Consider the following 13,878-nt stretch of genomic DNA (forward strand, 5'->3'; position numbering starts at 1 on the left):
GAGATCATCAAGATGAAATGCATCAAACGACTTGTTCTACGTCTGCTGAAACCGTCCAGATCCGGTGCACTCGAGGTCAGGCGGCTGAGCGGGCACGCGCTGCGGGACCTCGGACTCGACCCGATGGCCGCGGAACTCCAGCGGGACGCCCTTCTGTGGCAAAAACTCGCAGCCTGATCGCAGGCACCTCCATTTTTCTTCTGCATCCCCTGAAACCGGTCAATCGACCGGTTTCCTCTGTTTCTGGCGACTGTCCCCCCCTCTTTGTTTCCCGTCAGGAAGCTGACTGCGCTATTAAACCGGCTGCTTGTCGCCCTGGCTGGCGGTTGATTCCGCAGCGGTCCGTTTCGCGGGCAGCATCTGTCTCTCTGTATTCTGCAACTGACCCAGACAACGAGCTTCTCCTTGTCGCGGATGGGGCGGTTCACGCATGGCGAACCCGGCCGTTGCATCCGCGGTAGTGTTTCAGGATTAAAAACAGCATGCGAAAAGAGTGTTGGTTCTAAAATAACTTTTTGCCTGATTGTCTTTGCATCTACTGTCTTTCAATCGATCTTTTAAAACTAAAAAGTGTTTATTTTCATAGGGTTGATAAATATATAGGGGTGTTTAAAAGAAACTGGCACAGCCTCTGCAATATACCAATCAAGGCAAGGGTAACCGATACACTTGCCTTCCCAAATAAAGAATCGGAGAGACGACCATGACTCATATTGCCATCAACGATCTGAACGAAAGCAAGGCACTGGATACCCAGGCACTGGCGAAAATCCGCGGCGGTTTCAGCTGGGGTTACCAGGGCGGGGTTAAAAACTGGATCGGCCCGGTCCACACCAGCATCAAGGATCTGACCAACATCAATACCCAGTTGAATATTGCGGTGCTGAGCCAGGGTGTGTTCCAGAACAATTCCAATTTTGTCAGCCAGGGCTGATCAATAAGCCCTAGAGCAACCTATTAGATTATCAGGAGAAACGATCATGACTATTATCATCAACGATCTGCAGCAGAACATTGAAATGGACAGCAAGGCACTGGCCGGCGTGCGCGGCGGTTACAGCGCCCTGGTGGCGGCCCAGGGACTCAAACTGATGCCCCATATGCCGAAAAAGCCCGGCTATGGCCTGCTGTACCCGAGTCACGTCTCGCACCAGAGCCTGAGCAACTTCAGCGAACAGTTGAATATTGCCGTCGGCAGCGCCTACGTCACCCAGGGCAACAGCAACTCGGTGATCCAGTACTGAGCATCCGGCTCTTACCCGAAAAGCTAAAACAGCGGAGATAACATCATGACCATGCTTACCATTACCGATCTGCACGCAAGCAAAGAACTCGATGGCAAAGCCATGACCCAGGTTCGCGGTGGTTACACCGCGATGGTCAACAGCCTGGTGACCACCATGAAACCCGGTGGACTGAAAATGCATCAGCCGTCGCTTTACTCCAGTCACTATATGCATAAGAGCCTGACCAACATCAGCGAGCAGCTCAATATCGCAGTGGGCAGCGCCTATGTGAACCAGGGCAACTCGAACTCGGTCATTCAGTACTGAGTCCCGCCGCCCCCGGAGAGCGCTTCGGGGGCGGATTCGTCGGATGCCGGTCCTGTCAGGAACGATTCCTGGCGCTCAACGCAATCGAGAAGCCGTGTCATGTACCTTTACGAGATCATTCATTACGCCAAACAACTGTTTCTGCTCATTTCCAGTTTCGGACTCTCGGTCGCAGCCGGTCTTCTTTTTGCGAGTCTGTCCGGAATCGAATAACCTCCTCTCCCCAAAAGCAAATGTTATTTTTCCGCCGTCCGGCGAAAGTCCTTGGAATGCAGGTCGTGTTTCTTCAGCAGCGTCTGCAGATAGGAGCGGTTCATGCCGGTACGTTTCGCCAGTTCCGTAACCTTGCCGTTGACGGCCTGCAACCCCTCTTCAAGATACGCCCGCTCGGCCGCATCGCTGGCCTGCTGCTTGATTTCACTCAACGACAGGGTCTCATCGGACGCGCCGGCCGTGGTTTTCGACTTCGGCCGGATTTCTTCCGGCAGCTGGGCGGGCGAGGCAATGTCGTCGGCCAGGCAGGACAGGCGGTAGACGAGGTTGCGCAGTTCACGGATATTGCCCGGGTAGCCATAGGCGAGCAGGAAGCTGCGCAGTTCGGGGGTCATTCGAACCGGTGCCCGGTGCAGTTTTTCCGCCGCCTCGTCGCAGAAATAATCGATCAGCAGCGGAATCTCGTCGCGTCGTTCGCGCAGCGGCGGCAGGGTGACATGGATCACCCCGAGGCGGTAGTAAAGGTCTTCGCGAAAGCTGCCGTCGCGGGCCATCTGCAGCAGGTTGCGATTGGTGGCGGCGACGATCCGGGTATCCACTTCGATGATCTCGTCGGAGCCGACACGCTGGATCTCGTTGGCCTGCAGCACGCGCAGCAGCTTGACCTGGCCCTGCAGCGGCAACTCCCCGACCTCGTCGAGAAAAATGGTGCCGCGGTGGGCGCTCTCGAACTTGCCCTTGCGGTCGCTGCTGGCGCCGGTAAAGGCGCCTTTTTTGTGACCGAACAGCTCCGATTCCAGCAGGTTTTCCGGGATGGCGCCGCAGTTGATCGAGATAAAGGGCTTGTCCGCCCGGCTGCCGTTGTGATGCACCACCTTGGCCATCAGTTCCTTGCCGGTACCGCTTTCGCCTTCGACCAGCACCGGCAGATCGGTCGGTGCGGCCCTTTCGGCGATCTCCAGCGCGTCCAGCAGTTTCGGGCTTTCGCCGAACACCCCCTCGAACACGAAGTCGCGCTCCAGCAGCGCCTCACGCCGCTGTCGGCGGGACAGGGCATGGGCTTGCCCGGCGTCTTCCGCCTCCTGGTCCGGGGCCTGCTCCTGACTGGATTGCTGCAGCCGGGCTTGGCGCGAGAGCAGCATCAGGCCATTGCGCACCTCGTTGAGCTGCAGTTGCAGTTTCTGCTTGTCGGTCGACGAGAGTCCCGGCAGCCAGCGCAGGCTTGAGCGCAACACCTCGATTTTTTCCAGCAGCCCGCCGTAGGAGGCGGAAGAGAGCGGCTTGAGGTTCAGTGCTTTCATTTTCTACTCCGGCAGTGCCGCGCCGGACAGTTGTTTCTGCACCAACTGGTAATACATGCCGCGCTGGTCCAGCAGTTCCCGGTGGTCGCCCTGTTCGGTGATACAACCGTCGTAGAGCACCAGTATCTTGTCGGCATGCATCACGGTGCTGAGGCGGTGGGCGATGACGATGGCGGTACGTCCCTTCAGGATTTCGTGCATATGGCCGAGAATATTGCTTTCCGACTGGGTATCCAGCGCCGAAGTGGCCTCGTCGAAGATCAGCAGGCGCGGATTGTGATAGAGGGCGCGGGCAATGCACAGTCGCTGTACCTGGCCGCCGGAGAGGCCGACGCCACGTTCGCCAACCACCTGCTCGTAGCCCAGCGGCAGGTTGCTGATATAGCCGTGGGCATCGGCCATCTTCGCCACCTCGACGATACGGCGCCGGTCCGGATTGTCGTCGCCGATGGCGATGTTCTCCGCCACCGTGCCGGAAAATACCAGGTTCGACTGCATCACGTAGCCGACCTGGGCGCGGTAGTATTCCATGTCGATCTGCATCAGATCGTAGCCGTCGACCAGGATGCGGCCCTCGGACGGTGGGTAAAAACCCACCAGCAGCTTGGCCAGGGTGGTCTTGCCGGAACCGCTCTGGCCGACGATGGCTACCAGCTGGCCCGGCTTGATCTCGCAGCTGATATTTTCCAGCACATAGGGCGTTTCGTTGCCGCCATAGCGGAAATAGACGTTCTCCAGCCGGATGTCCCCCTGCAGGTCCGGCAACAGAATGCGCGACGACAGGGATTCCGGTTTCTGCTCCGGCTCCAGATCGAGTACATCGCCGAGGCGCTCCATGGCGATGCCCGCCTCATGCAGTTCGTCCCACAGACCCACCAGGCCCATCAGTGGTGCCATCACGCTGCCCATCAGCATATTGAAGGCGATCAGCTGGCCGATGCTCAGTTGCTGCTGCAATACCAGGGTGGCGCCGACCCAGAGCACCACGATGGTGGTGGCGGCGCTCAACAGCTGGCCGCCCATCTGCACCAGCGCCTGGAAGCGGCCGGCGCGGTATTGCACGTCCAGGGACCGGGCATACTTGCGCTCCCATTTCAGGCGCATGGGGCGTTCTATGCCCATGCCCTTGATGGTTTCGGCACCGCTCAGGGTTTCCATCAGCACCGATTCGGCATCGGTGGAGGTTTCGAAAGCCTGCCGGGCATAATGCTTCAGTCGGGGTGTCACGAGCACGGTGAGCAGGGCGATCGGTATCACCATCGCAATCAGCAGCAGTGTCATCTGGACGTTGTAGATGAACAGCACCGTGAAATAGATGAACACCATCAGCAGGTTGAGCAGGGTGCTGATGGTGGACTCGGTCAGGAACTGGCGGATCTTGTGGTTTTCCTGGAAGCGGGCAAAGATGTCGCCGGTACGCCTTTGGCGAAGAAGGCCACCGGCAGTGCCAGCGTATGCTTGAAGAAGCCGGCGATCATGCTGAAGTCGAGGTTGCGCATCAGGAAGTTCGCCAGCAGCGCCCGCATCAGCATCGTCAGCTGCGTGAAGACCTGGGCGATGATCAGGCCGAAGATCAGCACGTGCAGCAGTTCGAAGCTTTGATGCACCACGACGCGGTCGAGGATGTTCTGCATGATGATCGGCGGTGCCAGGCTGAGCACCTCGATGACCAGGGTTGCCAGGAACAGGTAGCCGAGCAATTTCTTGAACGGCTTCAGATAGGCGATGAAACGCAGCCAGGGTGAGCGGCCGGCCGCCAGCTGCACCAGGCTCTCGCCGGGCGTGAAGATCAGACAGGTACCGCTCCAGCCGCGCTCGAACTCCTGCACCGTCAGCTTGCGAAAGCCCAGCGCCGGATCTGCGACCCAGACATGGTGCTTGGAGATGCCGTAGACCACCACATAGTGGTAACCCTCCCAGTGGACGATGAACGGCAGCTCGAAGCCCAGCAGGGCCTGGTAGGTGCACTGCACGCCCCGGGTACTGAAACCGAGGGATTCGCCGACCCGCGCCAGGCTTTCCAGGGTGGCGCCTTCGGTGGTGACATTGGCCAGCTCCCGCAGTTTGCCGAGGGTCAGGTTGATATGGTAATGGCGACAGATCATCGCCAGGCAGGCGGCGCCGCAGTCCATCTCCTCGGCCTGCTCGACCAGCGGAAAACGGCGCAGGATCCGCTCGCCGCGCCGGGGGCTGGAGAAGAGGTCGAGCAGCACCCGGCGATTGCGACGCTCGGCCAGTTTCTTCTGCCGTTGCAGCTCCCGTTCGACGAACTGGATGCGCTCCTCGAGCACGGTGGCGACCGTGGGATTGCGCTCGAGAATGAAGCCGATCGTCTGCTCCGGGATCACCAGCAGTACCGCGTCGGTCTCGGCAACGGCGCTGGCGGGCTGTTCCTGCTTCAGCAGGCAGGCTTTTTCGCCGAAAGACTCGCCCTGGTGCAGGGTGGCCAGCGGGTATTCGCTGTCGTCCTCCCGGTACAGCAGCTGTACCTTGCCCTGGCGTACGATATAGAGGCGCCGGTCGTCGCGGCCGCCCTGGCTGAGGATGGTCTGGCCCGCCTTGACCGGCTTGACGCCGATACTCTGGATGAACTCCTCCAGCTCGCCGGGGGCCACCTTGCCACGCAGATTGAACAGGCGGCTGACAAAACCGCCGGCGCTGCTGATGGCGGTCAGACGGGCAATGAAGTCCGCCGCCGCCGGATTGCGCTGCAGCTGCGGCGCCAGCGCCTCGCGGGGAATGTGCAGCAGCAGCGTCTTGGCCGAGGCGCGCACCGAATATTCGAGCCGGTGTTCGCGCAGCGCCGCCAGTTCCGCGAACACTTCGCCGGTCTTGCGCACGCCGAGGCTGGTCTCCTTGCCCTGTTCCTCGGTGAACAGCCGTACCGTGCCCTTCAGCACCACATAGACGCCCGTCCCGGGTTCGCCGGCCCGGAGAAGGGTATCGCCGAAGTCGTGGTGGCTCTGCCCGGCGCGAGCCGCGAGTGCCGCGAGCCCCTCCCGGTCGAAGGTCGAAAAAATTCGACCCCGGCCAGAAAGTCGACCAGCTCATCCTGTTCCAAGTTCACCTCCGTTCACAGCTGCAAGCCACAAGCTGCCCCGCCTAACGCCTAACGCCTAACGCCTAACGCCTAACGTTTTCCCCTATTCGCGGCGGGGGCGCCGCTCCTACAGATACTCGATCCGGTGCTCGCTGGCCTTTGCCTGCAGCCATTCCCGGTGCAGCAGTTTCTTCACTTCGGCGCGGGTGCTGTCGTCGAGGCTGGCCGGGTGCCGGGCGGTGACCATGAAAATCTCGAACAGTTGGCCGTCGGCCGATGGAAAAGGCCCGAGCGCTTCGTTGACGGCCGCATTGAACACCTTGGCCTCGGCTTCACCGAACAGGGCTCCGCGCAGTATCCGGCCCAGGGCGCCGCCCTGTTCACGGCTTTCGTCGGCCAGCGAATGTTCCTGCGCCAGTTCAGCGAAGCTGTCGGGGTCGTCTTCCAGCAATGCGACGATCTCCCGCGCCTTGTCTTCGGAATCGAGCAGGATATGGCTGATCTCGACGGCGTCGAACCTGGGTGAATGAAGGCTGAAGTAGTCCTCCACCGCCTGGGGCTGCAGATGCGCTCCATCATCTTTTCCCGGTACAGGGTATCGGTAAGATAGAGCTCGAAGTCGTCCAGGGTCATGCCCATCGCCTCGAGATAGTCGAACATGTCCTTGGCGCGATGCAGACCCTCCACGCGGCGCAGGTTGTCGGCACGCTCCTGGAGTTCTTCGGCTGTGACCTCGAGGCCCTGCTTGCGGGCTTCGAGCACGGTCAGTTTGTCGCTCAGCACCTCCTCCAGCAGATCTTCCAGGCGATCCTTGAACTTCAGAATCCTGATAAAGTCGTCGGCGCTGATGTACTCCTCGTCAATGCGGGCGATATTGCTCATATTGGAGCCTCCCGGTGTTTGAAGGGTGGGCCTGGCCCGGTTGAGGGCGGATGGCGGCCGGGGCTCTCTGGGTCCCTGCGGCCTGGCGGTTGATCCCGGCTTCTTTAGGTATAGTCATTTTTTATCCTCTCGCATCGGGCCGAATCCCGATCGGTGCGTTACGCGGCTGCGCCGCTAACGGCACCCTACGTAAAATCCACCCTCCGGACCTCCGTATCATTGCTGTAATCGGCGGAAAGGATCCAGTGCCAGGTCGATCAGGCGCCTTTTGCGCACCTGGATCTCGGCTTCTGCCTGCATGCCGAAGCGCAGCGCATGCTGCTGCCCGCTGTCGCTGAAATAGTCCCGCGCCAGGCTGACCCGGCCCTGATAGACCGGCTGACCACTCTGTTCCGACACCACTGTGCCCGGCGAGATGTACTCCAGCGAACCGTCGATAAAGCCATAGCGCTGGAACGGAAAGGCATTGAATTTCAACTTCACCGGCAGTCCTTCGCGCAGGAAACCCCGGTCCCGTTCCGGGATCTCGACATGCAACACCGTCGCGGCGTCGGCCGGGGCGAGGGTGGCCAGGGGCCGGTCCGCCGAAACCTTGTCGCCGGGTTGGGAAAAGTTGATGCGGGTGATGACGCCGTCGGAAGGGGCCAGAATCCGCAGGAAGTTGTCCTCGTCGATATTGTCGAAGCGGATGCGGGCAGCACCCTCGGCGTTGAGGCGGGCGGCCCTGAGGTCGGTCATGACCCGGTCTTCGGCCTGGCGCACCGCTTCGAGCGCTTCCTCGTACTGAATTCGCAGTTCCCGCAGCTGCTGGGCGCTGCGCTCGATTTCGCGACTCTTCTCCCGCTGCTGCGAGCTCAGTTGCAGTTCCAGTTCACTGAGGGCGGCCTCGGCGGCGATGGTATTGCTGCGTGCGACCGCGTAGGCGTTGCGTTTTTCCTGGACCTGGTTGCGGGAGACGCCGCCGCCGCCCGGCGAATTGTAGAGTCGCTCGAAAGCGCTCATTTCACCGCGGGCGGCGTTCATCAGGGTGCGGCTCTGTTCCAGCCCGGCGCGGGCCCTCTCGAGGCTGGCCTTGTGGGCCTCCGACAGCTTGCCGAGGCCTTCCGTTACCCGCTGCCGGTGCAGTTGCTGTTCCAGTTCCAGTTTTTGCTGCAGGCTGTCGGCCTTACTCTGCAGCAGCGCCTTGCGGGCCGGGAAGAGGTTGTAGGCACGTTCCGCTTCGGCCAGCGCCAGTTCCGCCTGCAGCGCGGCGGTAGCGGCCTGAATTGCGCCGCGGGCATTGATCCGTGCCAGCACGTCTCCCTCGGCGACCGGTGTACCCTCGGCGATATAGAGATCCACCAGCTCGCCCTCGATCGGCGCATAGACGCGGCGCACCCTGGATTCGGGGCCGAGCACCCCGGGCGCCTTGACGATGACATCGGCGCGTCCGACGAAGGACCAGGCCAGGGCGGCGAGCATCAGCGCGGCTAGCAGGTATAGGATGAAGCCGATCAGCCGGGAGGGTTCCGCCGTCAGGATGCCGATGCCTTCGGCACTGTGATCGCGCAGCGCCTCGTGCAGCGCGCGTGATTCGGCATCGTTCATGGGCTTGCCTCCTCGGCCGGGTTCAGCAGCTGCAGCTTTGCCCGCAAAAGCGGCGGATCGAGCACCGTGCTGAGGTCCTGCAGCCACTGCCGCTGCCCCTGCACTTCGGTCGCGATGCGTTGCTGCAGCGCCTGTGACGGCTGCGCCGGCGACTGCTGCAGCAGGCCATAGAGCCTCAACCCCTGGCGCGCTTCATCCTGGGCGAGGTTGAGCAGCAGTGCCTGCTGGCGAAAACGCTCGGAGATATCGTCTTCCAGGCGCAGGGTGCTGCCGATGCCCCCTGCTGCTGATACTGCTGCCAGTAGTCTGCCGCCGCCGCCATCGCGGCATCGGCATTGCGGCGGGCCTCGTCGGTGTATTGCCGGAAGGCGGCCTGCAGGGCATCCAGGTAGTGGCGATCCAGCACGGGATCCAGCGAGCCGTAGAAGGCGATAAGCGCCGGGCCGTAATCGGCTGCGTTTTGGCGGATCTGCAGTTGCCGGTAACTGCTTTCTACCTGGCGATAGTGCTGTAACGCCGGTTCCAGTGCCGCGCCCCAGGGCTGCACCGTCGCGGGCTCGAGCAGGGCGATGGCCTGCTGCGCGTCGCCGGCCAGCCAGGCCCGGCGCGCCTGCCGATGCCGTTCGACGATCTCGGGCGGCGGCAGTTGCTGCGGCAACAGTTCCTGGCTCGCCTGCTGAAACGGCGGCGTTCGGAACCCGAGCCCCAGTGTGAGGCGCTCCAGGGCTTCCAGGTCGCGATTCCCGATCGCCTGATGCAGCGTCCTGTAGTCGCCGATATCCTGCCGCAGCCGGTCGGTGCCCCTGATAGTGGGATACTGCCGTACGAAATCGTCGAGCAGGGCTGTCAGCTCATCGCTGCGGTTGTTCGCCAGCAGGTTTTCCAGGCGCCGGTTCAGCGTATCGATGCCGGTCAGATAGACCGAGCGTTCGTTCTCCAGCTGGCGCAGCCGGCTGAAAATGCGGCTATGCCGTGCTTCGAACGCCGGCTCCTGGTCGCGAATAAGATCCAGCAGGCGGCGGGCATCGTCGCCCTGGTCTTCCCAGCGCTCGAGCAATGCGCGGATCGGTTGTTCGTCTCGGTACAGTTCGAGATGGTTGTCCGGCGGACGTTCGGCAAACCACTGCTCCAGGTCGGTCACCCATCCGAGCAGGGCCAGCAGTTGCCGGCCCTGGGGATGGAGGTCGTTCAGGGGCAAGGCTGCGAGCCGTTGCCGGGCGTTCTCGTAGGCCTGCGCATCCAGCTGTTGCTGCCAGCCGGGAAGGGTACCCTGTAGCAATGCCGAAGTGGCCAGGGTTCGGATTTCGGTCTCCTCCGGCTGCTGCCGCAATATGCGAGCGGCCATCTGGCTGGCCTCGAGATAGTGCGCTTCGGCCATCAGCGCCTTGATGGCCCGCTCCTCGGCACCGCGCTGATAGAGCAGCAGAGCCACTGTCGCCAGCAACAGGACGATGGCGGCGCCAATTCCGCGTCTTTTCAGCGAACCGGGCTTCTCCCCGAAGCCGAGGGCCCGTCGCAGCTCGACGAGAAAGACCCGCATTCGCGCCAGCCGGCCACCGGGGCGCGCGGAGGAGGGGGCTGTTCGGCGGCAGCCGGATCGGCCGTCGTGGCCTGGCGTGGCGGCTCCTGCTGCTGGCAGAAGATATCGAGGAAAGGGCTGGCGCTGGTGATGAAGGTGGTTCTGGGGTCGGCCTCATCGGGGGCCACTGTCGTGACCGGATCGGCACGGGGCGCGGGTGGCGGCTCCTCGGCCGGCAGTTCCACCCGGTAGCTCAGGGCGGGGCTGCCAAAGGTCAGGCGGTCACCGCTTTGCAGCGGTAACGCGTGCTCGTCGAGTCGCTGCTCCCCGATAAAGGTGCCGTTGGTGCTGCCGAGATCCTCGATATGGGGCTGTCCATGCTTGAGAAAGATATGGGCATGGCGGCGGGAAAGATGCCTGATCTCATCGGCCAGCGCCGCCGGGAAACCGGCAAAGACGCCTTCGTTCTGGCTGACGAGAAAGGGAAAGCGGCTGATCACCAGCCTGTCGAGCCCGGCCTGAGGGTCGCAGGGTGTCAGAATCAGCCGGATGTCCGGCTGCGGTTCCGACGGTTGCGGTGGCGGCAGTTCGACCCGGAACTCAAGCTGGCCGGCGAAGTTGATGCTGTCGCCCTGGTGCAGTCTGGCGGCCTGCTGGCCGAGCGCCTTGCCATTGAGCCGTGTGCCGTTGAGACTGCCGGAATCAACCAGAAAATAGTGGCCGTCCTGTTCGAAGATCCTGGCGTGGCGGCGCGACAGTTTGGCGACCGCCTCGTTCGGGTGGGTATTGAAGGGCGCTTCCTGCCGGCCGATGGCGAAGAGGCTGTCCTCGACAGGGATGTCGCCGATCTCGGGATGGGACTGGGCCTTGAGGATCAGTTTCATCGGCCCATCCTAGTTGACCCGGATATGGGGCCAGCCGCCGCCCAGCACCTTGTAGAGCGTGACCGTGTCGCTGAGGATCTGGCTGTGCAGTTGCAGCAGGCTCTGCTGGGCCGCCAGCACCGAGCGCTCCGATTCGAACACCTCCAGCTGGGACGCCATTCCGAGCTGGACCTGACGGTCGATCTGGTTGCGCACCTGGGTCAGCTGAGCCAGCTGGGCCTGCACCTCGGCCAGCCGAGCCTTGCGTGCGGCCAGGTTGGTCAGGGCGTTTTCCACCTCTTCGAAGGCCAGTAACACCGTCTTGCGGTACTGCTCCTCGGCAATCTGCGCCTGGGCTTCACGGCTGCCGAGCCTGGCCTCGATGCCAGGGTCGAAAATCGGAATGCTGAGTGCCGGAGCCAGCCCCAGGCTCCAGTTGCCGAGCAGGCCGGACAGCATGGCACTGGCGAAGCCGCCGTTGCCGGTGAGGCTGAAGCTGGGCAGCTTCGCCAGGTGTGCCTGGCCGACCAGGTGGTGTGCCTGCAATACACGAAACTCCCCGGCAATGATGTCGGGTCGCCGCGACACCAGCTCGGAGGGCAGGCCGGCCGGTACCACCGGTAGCGACACGGTATCGGTCAACATCTGCTCGGGCACCCGGAAATCGCCCGCCGGTCGCCCCAGCAGCGTGGCCAGGCGGTTTTCCGCCAGCCGACGCAGGCGCTTCAGGTCCACCTCGGCGTCTTGCAGCGCATGGATTTCCGCCTGCTGTTGTCGGATGCGGGTATCGGGTACCAGCCCGGCCTGGTGCTGCTGGTGGTAGATGCCGAGGATGCGCCGGTTCTGGTTCAGCGCATTGCGCTGGCGCGCGAGCTGTTCGTCGAGGCGGCGAATGGCGAAGTAGGTGTCGGCCACCTCGGCGACCATCGACAGGTATCCGGCCCGCCAGTCCGCTTCGGTCGCCTGATATTCCGCGCTCTGCGCCTGGACCCCCTTGCGGGCCTTGCCCCAGATGTCGACCTCCCAGTTGGCCGAGGCCTGGGCGCCGAACTGGCGGCTGGTGCCTTGCGGGCTGGTCTGAAACTGTGCCGAGACATTGCCGCCGACGGTGGGTAACAGTCCGGCGCGTTCCTCGCCTACGGCGGCTTCGGCGGCATCGATGCGCGCCGCCAGAATCTTCAGGTCCAGGTTGCCGGTCAGGGCCGAGTCGATCAGCCGGTCGAGATAGCGATCGTCGAAACCTCTCCACCAGTCCGGCTGGATCGTTTCGCTCGCCGATACCTGCACCGGCTGCGTCTCCAGCTCGGGTCCGGGACCGACCCAGTCGGTTTTTTCCGGCAACTCGGGGCGCTGGTATTCAGCATGGCCCTTTTCGTACGCACCGCACCCGGTCAGCAAAAAACCGGCCAGAAGGAAGAGCGCTGCGCCCGGAATGAAGAGTTTCATGCCAACGGCCCCATGTCGGATAGGTACGTTTGGAGTAAGTATAGGCAGGATGGCAGGGGTTACGAGTGACGCCTTGCGCTTCGGCGACGCGCATCCTGTGGCCAGACCGTCGTGAAGTGACCGCAAGGCCGGAAAGGATGCAGGCACAGACGCTATTCGCGCCGGCCCCGGGGAATTCCTTACCCAGTTTCTTATACCGTTATCTTGATTCCGGTTCTGGGTTTTGCTGTGACAGAAGTCCACCCGGTGGGCGAATCGAATGCCCGCTGGCATGCCTTTCGTCCAGAGACCGGATGTCCGTGCTGTCGGTTATCCGGCGTTGCGCTCTTTGCACGCGGCGACGGATCGGCGATAATGCCGCGCAGTCCGATACTGCGCGTCGCCAGGGCGCGCTACCTGTTGCAGTCGAGCCCTTCCATGAGTGAATCCATCAGTACACTGCAGACCCGTTTCGAGCGCCTGCGCGCCAACAAGCTGTTCGAAGCCGTCGTCATCGCCATTATCGTTGTTTCTGCCCTGCTGATCGGCGCCAAGACCTACGAGGAAACCAGCCGCTTCGAGCAGGCGCTGCTGATCGCCGACATGGCGGTGACCGGTTTTTTCCTGGTCGAGATCCTGATCCGCATGGCCGGCGAGCGGCGGCTGTTCGACTTCTTCAAGAAGGGCTGGAACGTTTTCGATTTCGTGATCGTGGTGGCCAGTCTGGTGCCGTTGCAGGATTCGGAAATGGTGCTGCTGGCGCGGCTGCTGCGCATCTTCCGCGTACTGCGTCTGGTCTCGATGATTCCTGAGCTCAGGCTGCTGGTGACGGCACTGTTCAAGTCGATCCCGCGAATGGGCTATGTCGCACTGCTGATGTTCATCATCTTCTACATCTACGGCGCCATCGGCAGTTTCCTGTTCCATACCGTCGACGAGAAGCTCTGGGGCAATATCGCCGTCTCGATGCTGACGCTGTTCCAGGTCGCGACCTTCGAGAGCTGGGCCACCGCGGTTCTTTACCCGGCGATGGAGCAATACCCCTACGCCTGGATTTTCTTCATCAGCTTCATCTTCCTCAATGCCTTCGTGTTCCTGAACATGATGATCGGCATCGTGCTCGATGTGATGCAGAAGGAGAGCGTGCAGATGGAGCTCGAAAGCGGCGAGGGCGAGGCCGCCGAGCTGCACGGGCTGCGCGAGGATGTACGGGAACTGCGCGAGCAGCTGACGCGGATGGAAACGCTGCTGCAACGGCAGGAGCGCTGACAGCTCGGGGCAGCGGTCCGCATCGTTCTTCTCTTTCTCATGTGCCGCGCAACGCGCGGGAGGTGAAGTGCCACCCTGTGGAGCACCACCCTGTCGAATTCGTTGACACTCATTCCAACCTACTACCAACGAACTAGCCCTTGGGCGCCAAAGTAGAATTCTGGCGCAACGGGACCTCGCCCTATCATGGATTCAAGCTGGCGGGCAGCTTCGGCTGTTCGCGACC

The 13,878-nt window shown here is 62.3% G+C and carries 14 protein-coding genes and 1 pseudogene; 6 read left to right on the plus strand and 9 right to left on the minus strand.

Translation table 11 applies throughout. From position 1 onward, the window contains the following. Nucleotides 1-12: 12 nt before the first annotated feature. From ACFQDL_RS24835 to ACFQDL_RS24850, 4 genes are all read left to right on the plus strand, one after another. The gene (locus ACFQDL_RS24835) at nt 13-177 is read left to right on the plus strand and encodes a hypothetical protein (RefSeq protein ID WP_379911357.1); all 165 of its coding nucleotides are present in this window, start codon (nt 13-15) and stop codon (nt 175-177) included. Between the two features lie 526 nt (nt 178-703). Further along, nucleotides 704-934, plus strand: a complete 231-nt coding sequence (locus ACFQDL_RS24840; RefSeq protein ID WP_379911358.1) for a hypothetical protein — start codon at nt 704-706, stop codon at nt 932-934. A 46-nt stretch (nt 935-980) separates the two neighbouring features. After that, nucleotides 981-1,244, plus strand: a complete 264-nt coding sequence (locus ACFQDL_RS24845; protein ID WP_379911359.1) for a hypothetical protein — start codon at nt 981-983, stop codon at nt 1,242-1,244. A gap of 45 nt (nt 1,245-1,289) precedes the next feature. After that, entirely contained in the window at nt 1,290-1,553 is a 264-nt protein-coding gene (locus ACFQDL_RS24850; RefSeq protein WP_379911360.1) for a hypothetical protein, read from the plus strand. 236 nt (nt 1,554-1,789) lie between these two features. Here the strand turns inward: ACFQDL_RS24850 and ACFQDL_RS24855 are convergent, their stop codons facing one another. From ACFQDL_RS24855 to ACFQDL_RS24870, 4 genes and pseudogenes are all read right to left on the minus strand, one after another. Then, nucleotides 1,790-3,067 carry a sigma-54 interaction domain-containing protein gene (locus ACFQDL_RS24855; protein ID WP_379911361.1) on the minus strand — a complete coding sequence of 426 codons (1,278 nt, stop codon included), beginning with the start codon at nt 3,065-3,067 and terminating at the stop codon, nt 1,790-1,792. 3 nt (nt 3,068-3,070) lie between these two features. Next, on the minus strand, nt 3,071-3,982 hold the full coding sequence (locus ACFQDL_RS24860) for a peptidase domain-containing ABC transporter (RefSeq protein ID WP_379913322.1): 912 nt from the start codon (nt 3,980-3,982) through the stop codon (nt 3,071-3,073). Between the two features lie 30 nt (nt 3,983-4,012). Further along, a pseudogene (locus ACFQDL_RS24865) lies at nt 4,013-5,970 on the minus strand (cysteine peptidase family C39 domain-containing protein); the annotation flags it as partial. A gap of 264 nt (nt 5,971-6,234) precedes the next feature. Beyond that, the gene (locus ACFQDL_RS24870; protein WP_379911362.1) at nt 6,235-6,657 is read right to left on the minus strand and encodes a peptidylprolyl isomerase; all 423 of its coding nucleotides are present in this window, start codon (nt 6,655-6,657) and stop codon (nt 6,235-6,237) included. Nucleotides 6,658-6,779: 122 nt separating this feature from the next. Between ACFQDL_RS24870 and ACFQDL_RS24875 the strand changes: the two genes are divergently transcribed. Further along, nucleotides 6,780-7,082 carry a hypothetical protein gene (locus ACFQDL_RS24875; RefSeq protein ID WP_379911363.1) on the plus strand — a complete coding sequence of 101 codons (303 nt, stop codon included), beginning with the start codon at nt 6,780-6,782 and terminating at the stop codon, nt 7,080-7,082. 123 nt (nt 7,083-7,205) lie between these two features. Here ACFQDL_RS24875 and ACFQDL_RS24880 read toward each other — a convergent pair whose 3' ends face one another. Genes ACFQDL_RS24880 through ACFQDL_RS24900 form a run of 5 tightly spaced genes read right to left on the minus strand, consistent with a single transcriptional unit; the run spans nt 7,206 to nt 12,404 of the window. Beyond that, nucleotides 7,206-8,576 (minus strand): HlyD family efflux transporter periplasmic adaptor subunit, encoded by a 1,371-nt coding sequence (locus ACFQDL_RS24880; RefSeq protein WP_379911364.1) that lies wholly within the window; start codon nt 8,574-8,576, stop codon nt 7,206-7,208. Next, nucleotides 8,573-8,755 (minus strand): hypothetical protein, encoded by a 183-nt coding sequence (locus ACFQDL_RS24885; protein WP_379911365.1) that lies wholly within the window; start codon nt 8,753-8,755, stop codon nt 8,573-8,575. Before ACFQDL_RS24885 ends, ACFQDL_RS24880 begins: the two co-directional genes overlap by 4 nt. Then, the gene (locus ACFQDL_RS24890) at nt 8,752-10,116 is read right to left on the minus strand and encodes a hypothetical protein (RefSeq protein WP_379911366.1); all 1,365 of its coding nucleotides are present in this window, start codon (nt 10,114-10,116) and stop codon (nt 8,752-8,754) included. The genes ACFQDL_RS24885 and ACFQDL_RS24890 overlap by 4 nt, the downstream gene beginning before the upstream one ends. Continuing rightward, nucleotides 10,053-10,979: an FHA domain-containing protein gene (locus ACFQDL_RS24895; RefSeq protein WP_379911367.1), complete on the minus strand. Its 927-nt coding sequence runs from the start codon at nt 10,977-10,979 to the stop codon at nt 10,053-10,055. The genes ACFQDL_RS24890 and ACFQDL_RS24895 overlap by 64 nt, the downstream gene beginning before the upstream one ends. 9 nt (nt 10,980-10,988) lie before the next feature. Continuing rightward, nucleotides 10,989-12,404 (minus strand): efflux transporter outer membrane subunit, encoded by a 1,416-nt coding sequence (locus ACFQDL_RS24900; protein WP_379911368.1) that lies wholly within the window; start codon nt 12,402-12,404, stop codon nt 10,989-10,991. A 417-nt stretch (nt 12,405-12,821) separates the two neighbouring features. Between ACFQDL_RS24900 and ACFQDL_RS24905 the strand changes: the two genes are divergently transcribed. Beyond that, entirely contained in the window at nt 12,822-13,652 is an 831-nt protein-coding gene (locus tag ACFQDL_RS24905; protein ID WP_379913324.1) for an ion transporter, read from the plus strand. Nucleotides 13,653-13,878: the final 226 nt, after the last annotated feature.

This window comes from Marinobacterium aestuariivivens (assembly GCF_042661465.1).
Lineage (GTDB): Bacteria > Pseudomonadota > Gammaproteobacteria > Pseudomonadales > Balneatricaceae > Marinobacterium_A > Marinobacterium_A aestuariivivens.

Coding starts and splice junctions, on each gene's coding strand:
- ACFQDL_RS24835 (WP_379911357.1), top strand. CDS start 13: ATGAAATGCATCAAACGACTTGTTCTACGTCTGCTGAAACCGTCCAGA.
- ACFQDL_RS24840 (WP_379911358.1), top strand. CDS start 704: ATGACTCATATTGCCATCAACGATCTGAACGAAAGCAAGGCACTGGAT.
- ACFQDL_RS24845 (WP_379911359.1), top strand. CDS start 981: ATGACTATTATCATCAACGATCTGCAGCAGAACATTGAAATGGACAGC.
- ACFQDL_RS24850 (WP_379911360.1), top strand. CDS start 1,290: ATGACCATGCTTACCATTACCGATCTGCACGCAAGCAAAGAACTCGAT.
- ACFQDL_RS24855 (WP_379911361.1), bottom strand. CDS start 3,067: ATGAAAGCACTGAACCTCAAGCCGCTCTCTTCCGCCTCCTACGGCGGG.
- ACFQDL_RS24860 (WP_379913322.1), bottom strand. CDS start 3,982: ATGCTGATGGGCAGCGTGATGGCACCACTGATGGGCCTGGTGGGTCTG.
- ACFQDL_RS24875 (WP_379911363.1), top strand. CDS start 6,780: ATGCAGACCCTCCACGCGGCGCAGGTTGTCGGCACGCTCCTGGAGTTC.
- ACFQDL_RS24880 (WP_379911364.1), bottom strand. CDS start 8,576: ATGAACGATGCCGAATCACGCGCGCTGCACGAGGCGCTGCGCGATCAC.
- ACFQDL_RS24890 (WP_379911366.1), bottom strand. CDS start 10,116: ATGCGGGTCTTTCTCGTCGAGCTGCGACGGGCCCTCGGCTTCGGGGAG.
- ACFQDL_RS24895 (WP_379911367.1), bottom strand. CDS start 10,979: ATGAAACTGATCCTCAAGGCCCAGTCCCATCCCGAGATCGGCGACATC.
- ACFQDL_RS24900 (WP_379911368.1), bottom strand. CDS start 12,404: ATGAAACTCTTCATTCCGGGCGCAGCGCTCTTCCTTCTGGCCGGTTTT.
- ACFQDL_RS24905 (WP_379913324.1), top strand. CDS start 12,822: ATGAGTGAATCCATCAGTACACTGCAGACCCGTTTCGAGCGCCTGCGC.